Here is a 19,624-nt window from a genome sequence, read left to right as displayed (position 1 = left end):
AAGGCGTGTGTCCGGGGTTCGAATCCCTGTGCGCTCACCACTTATATATTGGGGATTAGCCAAGTCGGTAAGGCACATGACTTTGACTCATGCATGCGTAGGTTCGAGTCCTGCATCCCCAGCCATATTAAATTATCAACTTAGTGCTCGCTTGATAGAGCATATAGGGAAACTATAAGGAGAGGTGTCCGAGTGGTTTAAGGAGCTGGTCTTGAAAACCAGTGATGCTTAACGGCACCGTGGGTTCGAATCCCACCCTCTCCGCCAATAGCGCCCAGATAGCTCAGTCGGTAGAGCAGGGGACTGAAAATCCCCGTGTCGGTGGTTCGATTCCGCCTCTGGGCACCATATTTAAATACTATGGCGGTATAGCTTAGTTGGCTAGAGCGTTCGGTTCATACCCGAAAGGTCACAGGTTCGACTCCTGTTACCGCTACCATTTAGACTTTAATAATATATAACGTGGACCATTAGCTCAGTTGGTTAGAGCGCCCGGCTCATAACCGGTAGGTCTGGGGTTCGAGTCCCTGATGGTCCACCACTTTTTTAGTTCGAGGTGTAGCGCAGTTTGGTAGCGCACTTGGTTTGGGACCATGGGGCCGGGGGTTCGAGTCCCTTCACCTCGACCATCAACTAAAAAAATAAAAACTAGTGCATTAGATTATGGTGGGTATAGCTCAGTTGGTTAGAGCGCCAGATTGTGGCTCTGGAGGCCGTGAGTTCGAATCTCATTATCCACCCCAAAAACATATGACTCATTAGCTCAGTCGGTAGAGCACTTGACTTTTAATCAAGGTGTCCGGAGTTCGAATCTCCGATGGGTCACCACTAAATATGGCGACATGACCAAGTGGCTAAGGTAGAGGACTGCAACTCCTTCATCCCCAGTTCGAATCTGGGTGTCGCCTCCATTTTAATATGCGCCTATAGCTCAACTGGATAGAGTGTCTGACTACGAATCAGAAGGTTGGGGGTTCGAGTCCCTCTGGGCGCACCACTTATTAATAAAAAATTTCGGGACCATAGCTCAGCTGGGAGAGCACCTGCCTTACAAGCAGGGGGTCACAGGTTCGAGCCCTGTTGGTCCCACCAATTATCCTCTAGTTTGTTAACTAGAGGTTTTTTTATATATAAAATAAGTTATAAATATTACTGCTTTAATGAAAAATAAAATAAATGAAAAAATAGAGATCTTTTATATAAAAAATTAAGGAAGGTGTTATTATGTATATTATATTTGGAGAAGAAATAGTAGATAGTGAAGAAATAAGAGAAACAATTGAAGGCAATAGTGATTTCAAAGTAGATAGAGATATGTGCAAGGGAACAAAAAGAGAAGATGTTGTGGCATATCAATTAAGCATACCAGCAAAAGTGTTAGATGAAGAATTAAAACAAGATTATGATTTAGATGAAATGAGTGAAGAAGATCTATTTGAAGAATACATAAGCTTATCAGAAGAAATGGCTATAGGATTGCAAGATTTAATGCCAAAGCACTCTTTAGTAAATTCTATCTCTTATAAATGGGATAATTCATCTGACGTTGTTAAAACAGTATTTACTATGGCATATATAGGCTTAGGAGAATTGAAGTTAAATGATGTATCTAGAAGACTATTAAATGAGTTAGATTAAAAATACATTTTGGTGTTTTGAAATAATAGAACAAAATATAAATTATTCAATAAGTACCATAATTTAAAGTGATGAAATAAGACATAAGTTAATATAATAAGTAAGATAAATCCATGTTTATTAATATAAAATAAATATGGATTTATTTCTTTATAAGGGAATATACATTCATGTCAACCGGAATATTATAGAATAGTATGATAAAAACATTCTATTTTTACTTAATTAAGAAATAGAGATTTACCAAAATACAAAATATATTTATCTGTTTTTATGAATTTGTATTAATTATTAAGAAACTCTTCCATAGGGGTTCAAAAATAAAGTTTTATGGACTATAATCTTTAATATTACAACTTAAATATGGAAAAGGGGGATAATATGCTTAAAAAATTTAAAAAAGTGCTAGTAGCTAATAGAGGAGAAATTGCTATAAGAATATTTAGAGCATGCCATGAATTAGGAATTAGAAGTGTCGGGATATATAGTAAAGAGGATAAATATAGTTTATTTAGAACGAAGGCAGATGAATCTTATTTAATAGGGAAAGATAAGGGACCGATAGAGGCTTATTTAGATATAGATGGAATTATAGAGCTTGCTAAGGCTAAAAATGTAGATGCTATACATCCTGGTTATGGTTTCTTATCAGAAAATCCAGAGTTTGTAAGAAAATGTGAAGAGAACGGAATTGCATTTATAGGCCCATCTGCAGAGATAATGGAAAGAATGGGTGACAAAATAAATTCTAAAAAAGTTGCTCATAGTGTTGGAGTAGGAACTATACCTGGAGTAGAAAAAGTAATTAAAAGTGTTGAACAAGCAAAAGAAGTTGCAGACTTTGTAGGATATCCAGTGATGATAAAAGCCTCTAATGGCGGAGGCGGTAGAGGTATGAGGGTAGTTTATGATGAGAAAAGTTTAGCCCTTGAATATGAAACAGCATGTAGTGAATCAAGAAAGGCCTTCGGAGCAGATTTAATTTTTATAGAAAAATATATAGAAGATCCTAAGCATATAGAGGTTCAAATATTAGGGGATAAGCATGGAAACTTAGTTCATCTGTATGAAAGAGATTGCTCAGTACAAAGAAGACATCAAAAAATAATTGAATATGCACCAGCGTTTTCTATAGATAAAAAAACAAGAGATGAAATTTGTGCAGATGCAGTTAAAATAGCTAAAGAAGTAGGATATTTAAGTGCAGGAACATTAGAGTTTTTGGTTGATAGTAAAGGTAATCATTATTTCATAGAAATGAACCCTAGAATTCAAGTTGAGCATACTGTAACAGAAGAAGTTACAGGAATAGATATAGTTCAAAGCCAGATTCTTGTAGCTGAAGGATATAGCTTAGATAGTAAAGAGATAGATATAAAGTCTCAAGAGGATGTAACAGTAACAGGATATGCCATACAATGTAGAATTACAACTGAGGATCCTAAGAATAACTTTATGCCTGATACTGGAAAAATACAAGTATATAGAACTGGGTCTGGTGCAGGGATTAGGCTAGATGGAGGAAATGGTTGTGCGGGATTTAGTATAAGCCCATATTATGATAGTTTACTAGTTAAGACTATATCTTGGGATAGAACATTTGAAAGAGCAATTAATAAGACTATTAGATCTATAAATGAGCTTAGGGTTAGAGGAGTAAAAACTAACATTGGATTTCTAGTTAATGTTTTGCAAGATCCTATGTTTAGAGCTGGTAAATGTAGTACTAAATTTATAGATGAACATCCTCGATTATTCAAGATAAAAGAAAGTAAGGACAGAGGAACTAAATTACTTCAATTTATAGGAGATGTTGTAGTAAATGAAAACAAATGCATGCCTAAACCTAAGTTTGAAACACTGCACCAACCAAGAATAATAACTGAAAGAGTATCTAAGGTAGAAGGTAGTAGAGTTCAGCTTGAAAAACTAGGAAAGAAAGCATATATTGAAAAAATAAAACATGAAAAGAAATTATTATTGACAGATACTACAATGAGAGATGCACATCAATCTCTTATTGCAACAAGATTTAGAACTTATGATTTACTACAAGTGGCTAAAGAAACAAATGAGTATCAAAAAGATTTATTCTCATTAGAAATGTGGGGAGGAGCTACATATGATGTGGCTTATAGATTTTTAAAAGAATCTCCATGGAGAAGATTACAAAAACTAAGATCAGAAATACCAGATATTATGTTCCAAATGTTATTTAGAGCATCTAACGGTGTTGGATATACAAATTATCCTGATAATGTAATAGTAGATTTCATAAAAGAGTCTGCTTATCAAGGAATAGATGTTATAAGAATATTTGACTCATTAAACTGGGTAGAAAATATGAAATTGTCTATAGAAGCAGGACTTGAAACTGGAAAAATAGTAGAAGGTACAATGTGCTATACAGGAGATATATTAAACCCTAATAAGTCAAAATACAACCTAGAATACTATATAAAAATGGCTAAAGAATTAGAATCTTTAGGAGTAGATATAATTTGTATAAAAGATATGGCAGGCCTTTTAAAACCATATGCTGCACATACTTTGATTAAGTCATTAAAGGAAAATGTTAAAACGCCAATTCATCTACACACTCATGATACAAGTGGAAATGGTGTGGCAACATGTTTAATGGCAGCAGAAGCAGGTGTAGACATAGTAGATGCTGCACTACAAACTATGTCAGGTTTAACAAGTCAACCATCTTTAAATGCCATAGTAGAAGCTTTAAAACATACAGAAAGAGATACTAATATTGATTTATATGGATATGAAGAGTTATCAAGTTACTATGGAGATTTAAGACAAATTTATAAAAAATTCGAAAGTGGCATGAGTACTTCTTTTGCTGAAATATATGAATATGAAATGCCAGGAGGACAATATTCAAATCTAAAAGCTCAAGCTGATAGCTTTGGACTAGGAGATGATTTTGATACTCTTAAGGTAAATTATAAAGAAGCTAACCAAATAGTTGGAGATATAATTAAAGTTACACCATCTTCAAAAGTTGTAGGGGATTTAGCAATATTTATGACAAAAAATAAATTGGACAAAGACAATATTATTGAAGAAGGTAAAAAATTATCATTCCCAGATTCGGTAGTAGACTACTGTAAAGGTATGATAGGTCAACCAGAAGGTGGAATACCAAAAGATTTACAAGAAGTAGTACTGAAAGGTGAAGAGGCTATTACTGCAAGACCTGGGTTATTAATACCAGCAGCTAATTTTGATAAAGACAAAAACTACTTAAATGAAAAATTCGATATGAGATCTAATATAAGAAATATACTAAGCTATGAATTATATCCAAAAGTATATGAAGAATATTTAAAACATTTACAAGGATATAATGATATTTCTAAACTAGAAAGTGATGTATTCTTTTATGGTCTTGGCTTAGGTGAAGAGTGTGATGTAGAAATAGAAGAAGGAAAAATGCTAACTATTAGTTTAAGAAATATAGGAGATGTAAAAGAAAATGGCTATAGAACAATAGTATTTGATTTAAATGGAATGCATAGAGAAGTAGAAATAAAAGATAATAACTATGCAGGAAGTATTAAACAAGTAGAAACTGCTGATATGGATAATCCTTTACAAATAGGGGCTAGTATTCCTGGGAAGGTAATAAAAGTTCTTGTTAAAGAAGGAGATGAAGTAGAAGAGCACCAACCATTAATTGTTATAGAAGCCATGAAGATGGAAACTAATATAGTATCAAAAACAAATGGAAAAATAAAATCCATCCAAGTTAAAGAAAATGAAATGGTTTGTGATAAACAACTTTTAATGACATTGGAATAGAATAATAATGAATTAAAAACTCTAAAGTAGAGTAAACAACTACTTTAGAGTTTTTTTATATAAAAAAGAGGAAAAATACACATGTGTGTAGAAATATATTTTAAATCCAAGGGAGAGAATGTCAAATTATTTTCTCTGAAAATAAGCTAATCTTATCTTACATAATTGGGAATATTATACATATAAATGGTATAAAATTATTTATAACACTTGATAATTTTATATAATTAAAAAAGGTAGGTGCTAATATGAAAGTCTATGATAGTAACGATTTAAGAAATGTTGCAATACTAGGACATAGTGGATGTGGGAAATCTAATTTAATTGATGCTCTAGCATACACTACAAATATTTCAAAAAAGATGCCAAAGTTGTCTGACAAAGTAAACATGACTTATAGTATAGGACTAGCTCCCATAGAATACAACGGCATCAAGTATAATTTATTAGACACACCAGGATACTTTGATTTTAGCGGTGAAGTAATTTCTTCTTTAAGAGCAAGTGACGCAGCTATTATAGTGATAGATGCAACTTCTCCTATACAAGTTGGAACTGAAAAATCACTAGAATTAACTGAAAATATGCCTAAAATTATGTTTATTAATAAAATAGACAATGAAAAGGCAAGATATAAAGATGCAATAGAAATGTTAAGAGAAAAATATGACAATAAGATAGTACCAATGATAAGCCCTATATATAAAGATAAACAATTTATTAAGCTACATAATGTGTTAGAAAACTTGGATGACGATTTAGATGGAGAATTCAAAGAGCAAGTTTCAAGTGTTAAAGACGCTTTAATGGAACATATTGCTGAAACTGACGATGAAGTTTTAGATAAGTATTTTAATGGAGAAGAATTAACTCCGCAGGAAATACAAAAAGGAATAATTATAGGAATACAAAGTGGTGATATAATACCTGTAATATGTGGTTCTACAATAAATAACATAGGTTCACAAGAGATACTACAAACTATAGGCTCATATATACAACCAAAAGCTATTGAAAAAGAAAATCCTTTAAGAGCTTTAGTATTTAAAACAATGGTTGACCCATTCATGGGAAAATTATCTTACATAAAAGTAGTTGAAGGAAAAATAAAAAAGGATACTGAAATAATTAACATAAATAAAGATGTAAAAGAAAAAATCGCTAATATATATACAATGAAAAATGGAGAGCTGGAAGAAATAGATTGTGCTAATGCAGGTGATATAGTTGTAGTTACAAAAATAAATTCTCTACAAACAGGAAATACTGTAGCACAAAATTCAAATGCTTCCATATTAGAAGAGGCCATTTTGCCGAAGCCACAAATATATTTCTCCGTAGTACCGAAAAATAAAGGTGAAGAAGATAAAATAGGAGCTTCATTAAACAAAATAGCAGAAGAAGATCCGACTATACATTGGTATAGAAACCCAGAGACTAAGCAAACGCTAATTGGTGGTCAAGGTGAGCTTCATATAAATACAGTTAAAAATAAATTAAGAGAAAAATTTGGTGTTGATGTGGACTTAGAGGATATTAAAGTTGCTTATAGAGAAACTATAAAAGGTGCTTCTGATGTTCAAGGAAAACACAAAAAACAATCTGGTGGCCATGGCCAATATGGAGATGTAAAAATTAAATTTACAAGATCTAATGATGACTTTGAATTTGCTGAAGAAATATTTGGAGGTTCTGTTCCAAAATCTTATATACCTGCAGTAGAAAAAGGATTAAAAGATTCTATGCAAAAAGGAATACTTGCAGGATATCCTGTTACAAATATAAAAGCAACATTATATGATGGATCATATCATGACGTTGACTCATCAGAAATGGCATTTAAAATGGCAGCATCAATAGCATTTAAAAAAGGAATGGAAGAAGCTCAACCAATTTTATTAGAACCTATTATGAAATTAACTATAACTGTTCCTGAGGAGTATATGGGAGATGTGATGGGTGATATTAACAAGAGAAGAGGAAAAATACTAGGGATGGAACCTGATGATAAGGGTAGACAAGTAATTTATGCAGAAGCACCTCAAAGTGAAACATTTAAATATGCAATTGATTTAAGATCTATGACTCAAGGTAGAGGGTTCTTTGAAATGGAATTAGAAAAATATAATGAAGTACCTCAACAGCTAGCATCAAAAATAGTTTCTGGAACTAATAATTAAAAAATATATATAAAAAGCGGCATGATATTAAAAAGTATCATGCCGTTTATTTTTTATTTTATATAAAATAAAAATTCGTTTTGTTTATAATAATTAGATTATATGACTAAAATATGTATATAATATATATTAAATAATGGTCAAAGAAAGTCAAAGAAAAAATTTATTTAAGTGGTGATGTATAATGGCTTCAATTAGTGATATAATAGAAAAATTTATTAAAGATTTAATGGAAGACAGTAGTACAGTTCAAATTCAAAGAAATGAACTTGCTAATTTGTTTGATTGTGCTCCATCTCAAATAAATTATGTTTTGACAACTCGGTTTTCAAGAGAAAAAGGATATGAAGTCCAAAGTAAAAAAGGTGGAGGAGGATATGTAAAAATAGATAAGATTGTAAAATCAAATCAAGAACAAATTTTATATATCTTACATAAAAAAATAGATAAAGAAATAACATATATACAAGGAAAAGTACTTGTTAAGTCGTTACTAGATACAAACTTAATTAATAATAGAGAATCAAAAATAATATTATGTGCTATAGATGATAAATCTCTAAACTCACCTATACATGGATTAAATGACTTAGTAAGGTCAAAAATTTTAAAAAATATTATAGAAGAATTATTTAATATAGAGGAGTGATATTATGTTATGTCAAAAATGTCATAAGAAAACAGCGTCAGTTTTTATTAGCTCCATAATAAATGGTCAAGAAACGCGAGTGTATTTATGTAATGATTGTGCTAAGGATTATCCATTATTTAATTTTAATTCACAAGAGCCATTTTCTATAAAAGATGTTATGGAGAAATTTGATATAAATGAAGGTGATTCCATAGATCAAAAAAAGGAAAATTTATTAGCAATAGATAAGGACTCAGAAGAAGAAGAGATTATATGTCCAAATTGTTACAGCACATATAATGAATACAGAGAAACAGGAAAAGTAGGTTGTAGTAGATGTTACGAGGTCTTTGAAAAACAGCTAAAGCCTATACTTAGAAATATATATGGTTATGAAGAGTACATAGGCAAATCACCTAAAAAAGATAACAGTCATATATACATAAGTAAAGAGATAAGAGTTCTAAAAGAAGATTTAAATATAGCTGTAGAGCAAGAGGAATATGAAAAAGCAGCTGACATTAGAGATAAAATAAAAGAGCTAGAAGAATGTAATGAATAGGAGGAGGGACTTATGGAAGACAGCATAATTATAGGTAGTCAAATAGCTTTATCTAGAAATATTACTAATTATCCTTTTCCACATAAATTAAGTCAATCAGAATCTCAAGTCATAGCAAATAAAATTAGCAATATAATATTAGAATCAGAGGACTTATTTAAAGAAGACTTTATTGCATACAATATAAAAGATATTAGTCAAATAGAAAAAAATACATTAATGGAAAGAAATATTATAAGTAATAAATTCTCAACAAATGATATGGGCGCAATTATTATTAATAAAGATAAAACAAAATGTATAATAATCAATGATAAAGATCACATAAAAATCAAGATATATGAAGATAAATTTAATGTGGATGATGCTTTTATAATTGCAAATAAAATAGATGATATATTAGAAAGTAAGTTAGATTATGCTTGTGATGATAAATTAGGGTATTTAACTAGTTGCCCAGTTAATGCAGGTACAGGTCTGAAAACATCTATTATAGTTCACCTACCCGTATTGTCTTTACAAAGAAAAGTAGATACTTATTCCAATATTGCACACAAATTAGGTGCAAATATAAAAGGTATTTCAAATGAAAAATCAAATATATTAGGTAGTATGTATGAAATAAGTAATCAATCAGTTATTGGAAGATCAGAGAAAAATATTATTGAAAGCCTAAGAAGTTTAACAAAAGATATTATAACTAAAGAAAAAGAATCTAGAAATATTATAAAAATGGAAGCTTCTATAGAATTAGAAGATGAGGTTTATAGATCTTTAGGTATATTACAAAATGCCAGAATTATATCGGCATACGAAGCTATGAAGCACTTGTCTAATATTAAGTTAGGTATTGAGATGGACTACATTAAAGATATCAACATGGAAAAAATAATTAACTTAATGAAGGGAATGAAACCAGCTTTAAGATTAATGTCACCTATAACTTGTTATAGTGACACCAAAAGAGCTGATTTTTTAAGGGAAGAATTTAGTCTAGCTAATAGAAATAAGAGATAGGAGGGATGAAAATGTACTTCAATAGATTTACTCAAAGAGCTAAAACAGCAATTGACTTAGGCGTAGAGTCGGCAAAAAGCTTTGGACATAAAATTGTAGGAACAGAGCATTTACTTCTAGGTCTTCTAAAAGAAAAAGATGGTATAGCAGCTAAAGTTTTAAATAAATTAGGAGTTACTGAAGATATTTTAGAAAAAAAGATTATAGAAATAGAGGGTAAAAATGATATAACTACAACAGATGTAACACTAAGTCCTAGATCAAAACAGATACTTGAGCTATCAGGAGCTTTTGCTAATAAACTTAAGACAAATTACATAGGTACAGAACATATATTACTAGCACTTGCTCAAGAAGGAGAAGGACTTGGGATGAGAATTTTAGCATCCTTAAATATTGATTCAAGAGATATTGCTGAAAGTATTATAGATATGATGGGCATAGACAATTATTCAATTGAGCCCAAAACAGTAAATAAAACATCTTCTACACCAGAGAATACTTCATCAAAATTACTTGATAAATATGGTAGAAATCTTACCGAGAGTGCTAAACAAGATAAAATAGACCCTGTAATAGGAAGAACAAAAGAAATAGAAAGAATAATACAAATTTTAAGTAGAAGGACGAAAAATAACCCTGTACTAATCGGAGATCCAGGTGTGGGAAAAACAGCAATAGCAGAAGGTTTGGCAATTGATATATCACAAGGAAAGGTACCAGACACATTAAAAGATAAAGTTCTCTATACTCTAGATATGGGATCACTGTTAGCAGGAGCAAAATATAGAGGTGAATTTGAGGAGAGAATAAAACAAGTTATAGATGAAGTTGTTAAAAAAGGAAATATAGTTTTATTCATAGACGAAATGCATACAATTATAGGTGCTGGGGCTACAGGGGAAGGTTCTATAGATGCTTCAAATATATTAAAACCTTGCTTAGCTAGAGGAGAAATACAGGTTATAGGAGCTACAACAATAGATGAGTATAGAAAACATGTAGAGAAAGATTCTGGATTAGAAAGAAGATTTCAATCGGTTTTAATAGAAGAGCCAACAAAGGAAGATACTATAGAAATATTGAAGGGTCTTAGAGATAAGTATGAAGCTCATCATAAAGTAAAAATAACAGATGAATCTATTAAGGCAGCGGTAGAACTGTCCGTAAGATATATAACAGATAGATTTTTACCAGATAAAGCTATAGATTTAATAGATGAAGCAGCTTCAAAGGTGAGGTTAAAAGAAAATACACCTCCAAAGGATATAAAAGATCTAGAAGACAAAATAAACAGTATTAAAAAAGAAAAAGAAGAATCAGTAAGAGGTCAAAATTTTGAAAAAGCTGCAAAATTAAGAGATGAACAAAGAAAAACTCAAGAGCAGTTAGAAAAAATTAGAGGTAGATGGAATAAGTCATCTAAATATGCCAATGTGGTAGATGAAGAAGTAATTGCAGAGGTAGTTGGCTTATGGACAGGAATACCAATCAACAGAATGATGGAAGAAGAAACAGAAAGATTACTTAAGCTTGAAGACATATTACACGAAAGGGTTATAGGTCAAGATCAGGCAATAAAATCTATTTCTACAGCTATTAGAAGGGCTAGGGCAGGTCTAAAAGATCCGAATAGACCTATAGGTTCATTTTTATTTCTGGGTCCAACAGGAGTAGGAAAAACAGAACTTAGCAAGGCTTTGGCGGAAGCTGAGTTTGGAGATGAAAATCAAATAGTACGTATAGACATGTCAGAATATATGGAAAAACACTCAGTTTCTAGACTAATTGGTTCTCCTCCAGGGTATGTAGGTTATGATGAAGGAGGCCAGTTAACAGAAAAGGTTAGAAGGCATCCATACTCAGTTGTACTATTTGATGAAATAGAAAAGGCTCATCCAGATGTATTTAATATTTTATTACAAATATTAGATGATGGTAGACTAACAGATTCTAAAGGTAGAACTGTAGATTTCAAAAATACAATACTAATAATGACATCAAATGTAGGAGCCAAAACTATTAAAAAACAAAAAACTTTAGGATTTGGAAGTCCAAATGAAGAAGACAAAGAAAAAGATGAATATGAAAAAATGAAAGAAAATATTATGGTCGAACTTAAAAAGCAATTTAGACCAGAATTCTTAAATAGAATCGATGACATAATAGTATTCCATTCTCTTAACAAAGAAGATATATCTAAAATTGTGAAATTAATGTGTAAGACATTAGTTGAGAGATTAGAAGAAATGACTATAAAACTAGAAATGGATGAAGAAGCTATAAATTTAATTGCAAAATCAGGGTTTGATTTAGAATATGGAGCAAGACCGTTAAAGAGATCTATTCAGAAAGAACTAGAAAATGAATTGTCAGAACTTATATTACAGGGAACAATAAAATCAGGTGATATTGTTGAGGCTACTGTAAAAGAAGGTAAGATGGCTTTTGAAGTAAAATAATTTTTTAGTAAATAGAGGGAGAAGACTCCCTCTATTTAAGGTTTAATAAAGATTTTTTGATATATTTAACACAAATCAGAATAATATTATATGCAGATATTAACAATATATAGTACAATAAAGTAATAATAAAGCATTTAAGGGTGAATAATAATGGCAAAAGTTAAAACAAAGTATGTATGCCAATCATGCGGATATGAAACTAGCAAATGGTTAGGAAAGTGTCCAGAATGTACAAAGTGGAATACATTTGTTGAAGAAATAGAAGAAAAAAAATCTCAAAGGGAAGTTTTTGCAATAAGCAAGGGTGATTCAAAACCTATAAGCATAAACTCTATAGAGATAAAACATGAAGAAAGATTTTCTACAGAGATAGAAGAGTTAGATAGAGTACTAGGTGGAGGAATTGTAAAAGGTTCTTTAGTTTTAGTAGGTGGAGATCCTGGTATAGGAAAATCCACACTATTGATGCAAGTATCTAGAAATGTAGCATGTGCAGGAAAAAAAGTATTATATATATCTGGTGAAGAATCACAATCTCAAATAAAAATGAGGGCTCATAGATTAGGTGTTAATACTGACAATTTATTTATTTTTTCAGAAAATAATTTAAGCATAATAGAAGCCTATTTAGATAATATAAATCCAGATTTGATAATTGTGGACTCAATACAAACTGTATACAGCCCAGAAATATCTTCCGCACCAGGAACTGTAAGCCAAATAAAAGAAGGAACTTCTAGATTTATGAAAATTTCTAAGAAGGTGGGAATATCTACTTTTATTGTTGGACATGTAACGAAAGAAGGTTCTTTAGCAGGACCTAAATTATTAGAACACATGGTGGATACAGTTTTGTATTTTGAAGGAGAAAGATATAATACATATAGACTTGTTAGGGCAGTAAAAAATAGATTTGGTTCAACAAATGAATTAGGTGTATTTGAAATGAAAGATATAGGGCTAATAGAACTAACCAATCCATCGGAAGTTTTAATTTCTGAAAAACCTAAAGATGTATCGGGCTCAGTTATAATATCAACTGTAGAAGGAACAAGGCCAATGCTTCTAGAATTACAAGCATTAGTATCTCCAACAAGTTTTGGGATTGCAAAAAGGACAGCAACAGGAGTTGACTACAATAGAGTAGCTTTATTATTAGCTGTATTAGAAAAAAGGGTAGGATTACAAATACAAAATCAAGATGTGTATATAAATGTTGTTGGAGGTATAAAAATAAATGAACCTTCAATGGATTTAGGCATAATATTATCTGTAGCTTCTAGTTTTAGAAATATACCTATTGATGGTGATATAGTCGTAACAGGAGAAGTAGGGTTAACAGGAGAAGTTAGAGCTGTTAGCTATATAGAAAAAAGAATAGCTGAATGCAAAAAATTAGGATTTAAAAAGATAGTTATACCAAAAAATAATTATGTTACAGTAAAAGACACCAAAGGTATAGAAATCATACCAGTAGATAATCTAAGACAAGCTATAAACCTAGTATTAAGGGGGTGATGAATAAGAATGTATAATATCGATAATATTATGGATAATAAAAACTTACTTCATGCACTTAGAAAAATATCTCCAGGAACTCCTCTTAGACAAGGACTTGATAATGTACTTAGAGCTAAGACTGGTGGACTTATAGTATTGGCTAATGATGATGAAATATCTGAAATAGTAGATGGTGGTTTTAAAATAGATGCAGACTACTCTCCAGCATATTTGTATGAGTTAGCTAAAATGGATGGTGCTATAGTTTTAAGTGATGATGTAAAGAAAATATTATTGGCAAATGCACAGTTAATACCTGACTATTCAATACAAACATCAGAAACTGGAACTAGACATAGAACAGCAGAAAGAGTAGCGAAACAGACAGGTGCTATAGTAATATCTATTTCTCAAAGAAGAAATATAATTACTGTATACAGGGGAGAACAAAAATACGTAATTGAAGAAATATCAAAAATATTTACTAAGGCTAATCAAGCTTTACAAACACTAGAGAAGCATAAATCAGTTTTAGACCAAGCTATATTAAATCTTAATTCATTTGAATTTAAAGATATGGTTACTATATATGAAGTAGCACTAGTAGTTCAAAAAATAGAAATGGTTATGAGAATAATAACTGTAATTGAAAAGTATGTAATTGAGCTAGGTGAAGAAGGAACATTAGTGAGAATGCAGCTAGAAGAATTAATGGGAACTACCAAAAAAGATAGAATGATGGTTTATATGGATTATAAAAAAGGTGATGTAGAGTTAAAAGAAATCCAAAGAAAGATGAAAAATTTAACAGATGATGAATTACTTGATTTAGTAAAAGTATCAAAAATCTTAGGTTACTCTGGCATAACTGAGAGTATGGATATGGAAATTAGACCAAAAGGATATAGAGTTTTAAATAAAATTCATAGGTTACCAAGTGGAATTATAGAAAATATTATTAATTATTTTGATGACTTTAAAAGTATTCAATCAGCTTCAATTGAAGATTTAGATGAAGTTGAAGGGATAGGTGAAATAAGAGCAACTTATATAAAAAATGGACTTATAAAAATGGAAAGAATGGCATCGCTAGATATGCAAATATAATGTAATTTTAAGAAAAAATTAATAAAAAATTCATATATATGATGTATCATATAAATCACACTATAGGGGGTGAAGCTTTGATAAGCAAAATAATAAGAATTTTAATATCTTTTTTAGGAGCTATACTAGGAACAACTTCATATTTAAGTTTAGAAAAATTCTTTCCACAACTTAGTTTTGGAATAGAGAATGTATATTTAGTAGGTTTAGTAGCAGGGCTATTAGTAGGGATACTTTTCTACCTAATAAGTCCGTGGTTTTTCAATAAAGTAAGAAGATTTGTAAAAATTTTAGATACAGAAATATCTAAATATCCGCAAACAGATATATTATTAGGAGTAGTAGGATTAATAGTAGGTCTTGTTATAGCATATTTAATAGTGGGTGGATTATTTGGATCAATTTCAGGAATGCCTTTAATCAAAACAATTTTATCTATAATAATATACATATTTATGGGTTATGTAGGTATAAAAATAACTTTGAAAAGTAGAGAAGATTTATTTAATATTAGTAAACTAAGTAGATTATCTTCAAGTTTAGGAAAAGACAAGTCAGGTAAAAAAGAGAATGCTATAAAATCAATACCGCCAAAAGTATTAGACACTAGTGTAATAATAGATGGTAGAATAGCAGATATTTGTAGAACAGGTTTTGTAGAAGGAAAACTTATTATACCTAAGTTTGTTTTAAATGAATTACAGCATATCGCAGATTCTTCTGATGATTTAAAAAGAGTTAGAGGAAGAAGAGGTCTAGATATACTTAATATAATTCAAAAAGAATTAGATATAGAAGTTGAAATAACTGAAAAAGACTTTGATGATATACCAGAAGTTGATAGTAAACTTCTTAAGCTTGCTCAAGTAATGAATGGAAAAGTCGTGACAAATGATTATAACCTAAATAAAGTAGCTCAGTTCCAAGGTGTAGAAGTTTTAAACATAAATGAACTTGCTAATGCTGTTAAGCCTGTTGCAATACCAGGAGAAGAAATGGTAGCTCAAGTTGTAAAAGAAGGTAAAGAATCTAACCAAGGAATAGCTTATTTAGATGATGGAACAATGATAGTTGTAGAAGGTGGAAGAAAACATATTGGTGAAACAATAAATGTATTAGTTACATCGGTACTTCAGACTTCTGCAGGAAGAATGATATTTGGAAAACCTAAGAATTAATATAAAAGGCCTTCTATGACTAGAAGGCCTTTTTAACTTATTAGAATAAATTAATGAGCAATAAGAAGAGGTGAAATTATGAATAGTGTGATTATTGTTAGTGCAGGCAGGGGAAGCCGAATGAAAGCTGATATAAACAAACAATTTCTAAAGATAAGAGATAAAGAAGTAATAGCCCATACCATAGATAGATTTTATAAAAATAAAAATATAGGAGAAATAATTATGGTAGTGAGGGAGGATGAAGAAGAATTTTTCCAAGAAAATATTATAAATAAGTATGGATATAAAAATATAAAAGTTGCTTTTGGTGGAAACGAAAGGCAAGATTCTGTATATAATGGATTAAAGCAAGTAGATGAAAAATGTAAAATAGTTTTAATTCATGATGGAGCAAGACCTTTTGTAACTAATGAAATTATAGAAAAATCTATAAAGTGTGCCAAAGAATGCAAGAGTGCAATAGTGGGTGTTCCTGTTAAAGACACTATAAAAATAGTAAATAAAAATAATGAGGTGTGTGACACTCCAAATAGAAGCACATTATGGTCAATTCAAACGCCACAAGTTTTTGATTACTCGCTTATTATAAAGGCTCACGAAAAAGCTAAACATGATAAATACTATGGAACAGATGATTCCATGTTAATAGAGTATTTGGGACATAATGTTAAAGTTGTAGAGGGTTCTTATAATAATATAAAGATAACTACCCCTGAAGATTTAAAAATAGCGGAAGAGATTTTAAGAGAAAATTAATACAAAAAGGAGAAAATTTAGATGAGAATTGGTTTAGGATATGATGTACACAAACTTGTTGAAGGAAGACCTTTAATCATAGGTGGAGTAAATGTTCCACATGAAAAGGGACTTCTTGGACATTCTGACGCAGATGTATTGATTCATGCCATAATGGATAGTATGCTAGGAGCACTTGCCTTGGGGGATATAGGTAAACATTTCCCTGATACAGATGAAAAATATAAGGGCGCAGATAGTATGAAACTGCTAGAATGTGTTAATGACTTAATAAATAAAAAAGGGTATGAAATAAATAATATAGACAGTATAATAGTAGCTCAAAGTCCTAAGATGGCGCCACATATAGAACAAATGAGAAAAAATATTGCAATAGTATTAAATACGGATATAGACAATATCAGTGTGAAAGCAACTACGGAGGAAGGCCTTGGTTTTACAGGTGAAAAACAAGGTATTTCATCTCAAAGTATTTGTTTACTGAATAAAAAACAAGAAGTCTAAACTAAATAGAAAAAGGTTAGCACAAAAACTTTTTGTAAATAGTATATTAGTATTACTTACTGGATATAATAATTTCCATATAGTAAAAGATAAGCAACATAAAATTATTTTGAAATATACACTAAAAATTATAATGATATTATTTAAAAGTTGAAGTTGACAATAAAAATGAAATGCTATATCATTAAATTATTATATTTTAAAACAACTTAAGTAAGACTAAAAACAACAATAAAGAAATAGTAAAAAATGAAATCTTTACAGAGAGGGAACATTGGTGAGAGTTCCTAAGAGGAAGTTTTTGAACCAGTCTTTTAGTATAAAAACGGTAAAAAGTTTTTACGGGTCAGGACCGTTACATCCTTTGAGAGAATCATAAAATATTATGATTAATTAGAGTGGTACCGCGGAAAGTCAGCCTTTCGTCTCTATTTTTAGAGATGAAGGGCTTTTTTTATATTTTAAAAAAGAAATTATAATTTCTAATTGCTCAAAATGCGCAGAGCAAACTTTATATTTTACAAATAAATTTTAGGAGGTAATTTAATATGAGAATGTCAAGAATGTTTATACCAACATTAAAAGAAGTTCCAGCTGATGCAGAGATAACAAGTCATCAGTTAATGCTAAGATCAGGAATGATTAAAAAAATGTCTTCAGGACTTTACAATCATTTACCATTAGGACTAAGAGTATTTAGAAAAATAAGCGACATAATAAGAGAAGAAATGAATGCAAAAGATGCTAATGAAATATTCTGTACAGGTATAATACCTGCTGAATTATGGCAAGAGTCTGGTAGATGGGAAGCTATGGGACCAGAAATGTTTAGACTACAAGATAGAACTGGAAAAGATTACTGCCTTGGACCAACACATGAAGAAGTATTTACGGATACAATAAGACAAGAAGTAAAATCTTACAAAGATCTTCCAGTAAATTTATATCAAATACAAGCAAAATACAGAGATGAAAGAAGACCAAGATTTGGGGTTATGAGAACGAAAACATTCTTAATGAAGGATGCTTATAGTTTCGATATAGATGAAGCAGGATTAGACAAATCATACAAAGATATGTTTGATGCATACACAAAAATATTTGCTAGGTGTGGTCTTGATAATTCACCAGTTCAAGCGGATTCAGGAGCTATAGGTGGAGCTTTCTCAGCAGAATTCATGGTTAAATCAGAAGTTGGGGAAGATGAAATAGTATTCTGTAAAGAATGTGATTATGCAGCTAATATAGAGAAAGCAGAATCAGTAAATCATGAACCATGTAAAGAAGAAATGTTAGAGTTAGAAGAAGTTCATACTCCAGAAGTAAGAACAATAGAAGAATTACAAAAATTTATGAATACAGATGCAAGTAAATGTGCTAAAACTTTAATATTTGATGCAGATGGAAAATCTGTAGCAGTAGTTGTTAGAGGAGATAGAGATGTTAACGATACTAAGGTTGCTAATGCTATAGGTGGAGTTATAGAAATGGATATGGCAAGTGCAGAAATGGTTAAAGCAGTTACTGGTGCTGAAACAGGATTTGCTGGACCAATAGGAATAAAAGCTGACTATTTATTCATAGACCAAGAAGTTGTAGATCAATCTAACTTAATAGTTGGTGCTAACAAAACTGAATATCATATAAAAAATGCTAACTACGGAAGAGATTTCGAAGGTGTGGTAGGAGATTTCAGATCTGTACAACATGGAGACAAATGTATTAAGTGTGGTGGAGAATTAGAAATAATGAGAGGTGTTGAAGTTGGTCACATCTTCAAATTAGGAACTAAGTACTCTGAAGCAATGAACTGTACTTTTGTAGATAAAGAAGGAAAATCACACCCAATACAAATGGGATGTTATGGAATAGGTGTTGAAAGAACAGCAGCAGCTATAATAGAACAACACTACGATGATAATGGTATAAAATGGCCTTTATCAGTAGCACCATATCATGTTATAGTTGTACCAGTAAACATGAAAAAAGAAGAACAAGTAGAAAATGCAGAAAAAATTTACAAGCAATTAGAATCAATAGGTGTTGAAACTATATTAGATGATAGAGATGAAAGACCAGGATTCAAATTCAAAGATGCAGAATTAATAGGTATACCAATGAGAGTTACAGTTGGTAAAGATATAGTAGATGGAAAAGTTGAATTTGTATTAAGAGAAACTGGTGAAAAAGAATTAATAGCTTTAGAAGATATAGAAGCTAGAGTTAGAGAAGAATTCAAAAAAAATAACGTAAGATTATAATAGGTT

Annotated in this window: 13 protein-coding genes, 11 tRNA genes and 1 other annotated feature; all 24 genes read left to right on the top strand. The window is 30.8% G+C overall.

The features are described from left to right. The first annotated feature begins 49 nt into the window (after positions 1-49). The 24 genes from K0039_RS18875 (at position 50) to K0039_RS18760 (ending at position 19,618) form a co-directional block, all read left to right on the top strand. A tRNA-Gln gene (locus K0039_RS18875) sits at positions 50-125 on the top strand. A 53-nt stretch (positions 126-178) separates the two neighbouring features. Beyond that, positions 179-267 (top strand) — tRNA-Ser (locus K0039_RS18870). A 5-nt stretch (positions 268-272) separates the two neighbouring features. Further along, positions 273-348, top strand: a tRNA-Phe gene (locus tag K0039_RS18865). Between the two features lie 14 nt (positions 349-362). Then, positions 363-439: transfer RNA gene (locus K0039_RS18860), tRNA-Met, on the top strand. A gap of 25 nt (positions 440-464) precedes the next feature. Then, positions 465-541: transfer RNA gene (locus K0039_RS18855), tRNA-Ile, on the top strand. Positions 542-552: 11 nt separating this feature from the next. Continuing rightward, a tRNA-Pro gene (locus tag K0039_RS18850) sits at positions 553-629 on the top strand. A gap of 37 nt (positions 630-666) precedes the next feature. After that, positions 667-743 (top strand) — tRNA-His (locus K0039_RS18845). Between the two features lie 9 nt (positions 744-752). Beyond that, positions 753-828, top strand: a tRNA-Lys gene (locus K0039_RS18840). An 8-nt stretch (positions 829-836) separates the two neighbouring features. Next, positions 837-911 (top strand) — tRNA-Cys (locus K0039_RS18835). Positions 912-920: 9 nt separating this feature from the next. After that, positions 921-997: transfer RNA gene (locus K0039_RS18830), tRNA-Arg, on the top strand. A gap of 19 nt (positions 998-1,016) precedes the next feature. Next, positions 1,017-1,092, top strand: a tRNA-Val gene (locus K0039_RS18825). A gap of 132 nt (positions 1,093-1,224) precedes the next feature. After that, on the top strand, positions 1,225-1,638 hold the full coding sequence (locus K0039_RS18820) for a hypothetical protein (protein WP_228106592.1): 414 nt from the start codon (positions 1,225-1,227) through the stop codon (positions 1,636-1,638). Positions 1,639-2,019: 381 nt separating this feature from the next. Further along, positions 2,020-5,454, top strand: coding sequence for a pyruvate carboxylase (locus tag K0039_RS18815; protein ID WP_228106591.1), 3,435 nt, complete (start codon positions 2,020-2,022; stop codon positions 5,452-5,454). Between the two features lie 248 nt (positions 5,455-5,702). Continuing rightward, entirely contained in the window at positions 5,703-7,634 is a 1,932-nt protein-coding gene (locus tag K0039_RS18810; RefSeq protein ID WP_228106590.1) for an elongation factor G, read from the top strand. Between the two features lie 184 nt (positions 7,635-7,818). Further along, positions 7,819-8,283 carry a CtsR family transcriptional regulator gene (locus K0039_RS18805; RefSeq protein WP_228106589.1) on the top strand — a complete coding sequence of 155 codons (465 nt, stop codon included), beginning with the start codon at positions 7,819-7,821 and terminating at the stop codon, positions 8,281-8,283. Positions 8,284-8,287: 4 nt separating this feature from the next. Continuing rightward, positions 8,288-8,827 carry a UvrB/UvrC motif-containing protein gene (locus tag K0039_RS18800; RefSeq protein WP_228106588.1) on the top strand — a complete coding sequence of 180 codons (540 nt, stop codon included), beginning with the start codon at positions 8,288-8,290 and terminating at the stop codon, positions 8,825-8,827. Between the two features lie 12 nt (positions 8,828-8,839). Continuing rightward, positions 8,840-9,844 carry a hypothetical protein gene (locus tag K0039_RS18795; RefSeq protein WP_228106587.1) on the top strand — a complete coding sequence of 335 codons (1,005 nt, stop codon included), beginning with the start codon at positions 8,840-8,842 and terminating at the stop codon, positions 9,842-9,844. Between the two features lie 11 nt (positions 9,845-9,855). After that, positions 9,856-12,306 (top strand): ATP-dependent Clp protease ATP-binding subunit, encoded by a 2,451-nt coding sequence (locus tag K0039_RS18790; RefSeq protein WP_228106586.1) that lies wholly within the window; start codon positions 9,856-9,858, stop codon positions 12,304-12,306. A 153-nt stretch (positions 12,307-12,459) separates the two neighbouring features. Next, the gene (gene radA / locus K0039_RS18785; RefSeq protein ID WP_228106585.1) at positions 12,460-13,827 is read left to right on the top strand and encodes a DNA repair protein RadA; all 1,368 of its coding nucleotides are present in this window, start codon (positions 12,460-12,462) and stop codon (positions 13,825-13,827) included. An 18-nt stretch (positions 13,828-13,845) separates the two neighbouring features. After that, positions 13,846-14,916, top strand: a complete 1,071-nt coding sequence (gene disA / locus K0039_RS18780; RefSeq protein WP_334302545.1) for a DNA integrity scanning diadenylate cyclase DisA — start codon at positions 13,846-13,848, stop codon at positions 14,914-14,916. Positions 14,917-14,993: 77 nt separating this feature from the next. Next, entirely contained in the window at positions 14,994-16,094 is a 1,101-nt protein-coding gene (locus tag K0039_RS18775) for a PIN/TRAM domain-containing protein (RefSeq protein WP_228106583.1), read from the top strand. 78 nt (positions 16,095-16,172) lie between these two features. Further along, entirely contained in the window at positions 16,173-16,853 is a 681-nt protein-coding gene (gene ispD / locus K0039_RS18770) for a 2-C-methyl-D-erythritol 4-phosphate cytidylyltransferase (RefSeq protein ID WP_228106582.1), read from the top strand. Between the two features lie 21 nt (positions 16,854-16,874). Further along, entirely contained in the window at positions 16,875-17,357 is a 483-nt protein-coding gene (gene ispF, locus K0039_RS18765) for a 2-C-methyl-D-erythritol 2,4-cyclodiphosphate synthase (protein ID WP_228106581.1), read from the top strand. Positions 17,358-17,576: 219 nt separating this feature from the next. Next, positions 17,577-17,790 (top strand) — a binding site (T-box leader). A 115-nt stretch (positions 17,791-17,905) separates the two neighbouring features. Beyond that, positions 17,906-19,618 carry a proline--tRNA ligase gene (locus K0039_RS18760; RefSeq protein ID WP_228106580.1) on the top strand — a complete coding sequence of 571 codons (1,713 nt, stop codon included), beginning with the start codon at positions 17,906-17,908 and terminating at the stop codon, positions 19,616-19,618. Positions 19,619-19,624: the final 6 nt, after the last annotated feature.

It is taken from the genome of Terrisporobacter mayombei, assembly GCF_020748465.1.
Classification (GTDB): Bacteria; Bacillota; Clostridia; order Peptostreptococcales; family Peptostreptococcaceae; genus Terrisporobacter; species Terrisporobacter mayombei.
This window is presented reverse-complemented; position numbering and strand designations above follow the sequence as displayed.

What these genes read in the sequence shown, in the direction of transcription:
- K0039_RS18815 (WP_228106591.1), top strand. Translation starts at nt 2,020, where the DNA reads ATGCTTAAAAAATTTAAAAAAGTGCTAGTAGCTAATAGAGGAGAAATT.
- K0039_RS18820 (WP_228106592.1), top strand. Translation starts at nt 1,225, where the DNA reads ATGTATATTATATTTGGAGAAGAAATAGTAGATAGTGAAGAAATAAGA.
- ispF (WP_228106581.1), top strand. Translation starts at nt 16,875, where the DNA reads ATGAGAATTGGTTTAGGATATGATGTACACAAACTTGTTGAAGGAAGA.
- radA (WP_228106585.1), top strand. Translation starts at nt 12,460, where the DNA reads ATGGCAAAAGTTAAAACAAAGTATGTATGCCAATCATGCGGATATGAA.
- K0039_RS18800 (WP_228106588.1), top strand. Translation starts at nt 8,288, where the DNA reads ATGTTATGTCAAAAATGTCATAAGAAAACAGCGTCAGTTTTTATTAGC.
- K0039_RS18810 (WP_228106590.1), top strand. Translation starts at nt 5,703, where the DNA reads ATGAAAGTCTATGATAGTAACGATTTAAGAAATGTTGCAATACTAGGA.
- K0039_RS18760 (WP_228106580.1), top strand. Translation starts at nt 17,906, where the DNA reads ATGAGAATGTCAAGAATGTTTATACCAACATTAAAAGAAGTTCCAGCT.
- ispD (WP_228106582.1), top strand. Translation starts at nt 16,173, where the DNA reads ATGAATAGTGTGATTATTGTTAGTGCAGGCAGGGGAAGCCGAATGAAA.
- K0039_RS18795 (WP_228106587.1), top strand. Translation starts at nt 8,840, where the DNA reads ATGGAAGACAGCATAATTATAGGTAGTCAAATAGCTTTATCTAGAAAT.
- K0039_RS18790 (WP_228106586.1), top strand. Translation starts at nt 9,856, where the DNA reads ATGTACTTCAATAGATTTACTCAAAGAGCTAAAACAGCAATTGACTTA.
- K0039_RS18805 (WP_228106589.1), top strand. Translation starts at nt 7,819, where the DNA reads ATGGCTTCAATTAGTGATATAATAGAAAAATTTATTAAAGATTTAATG.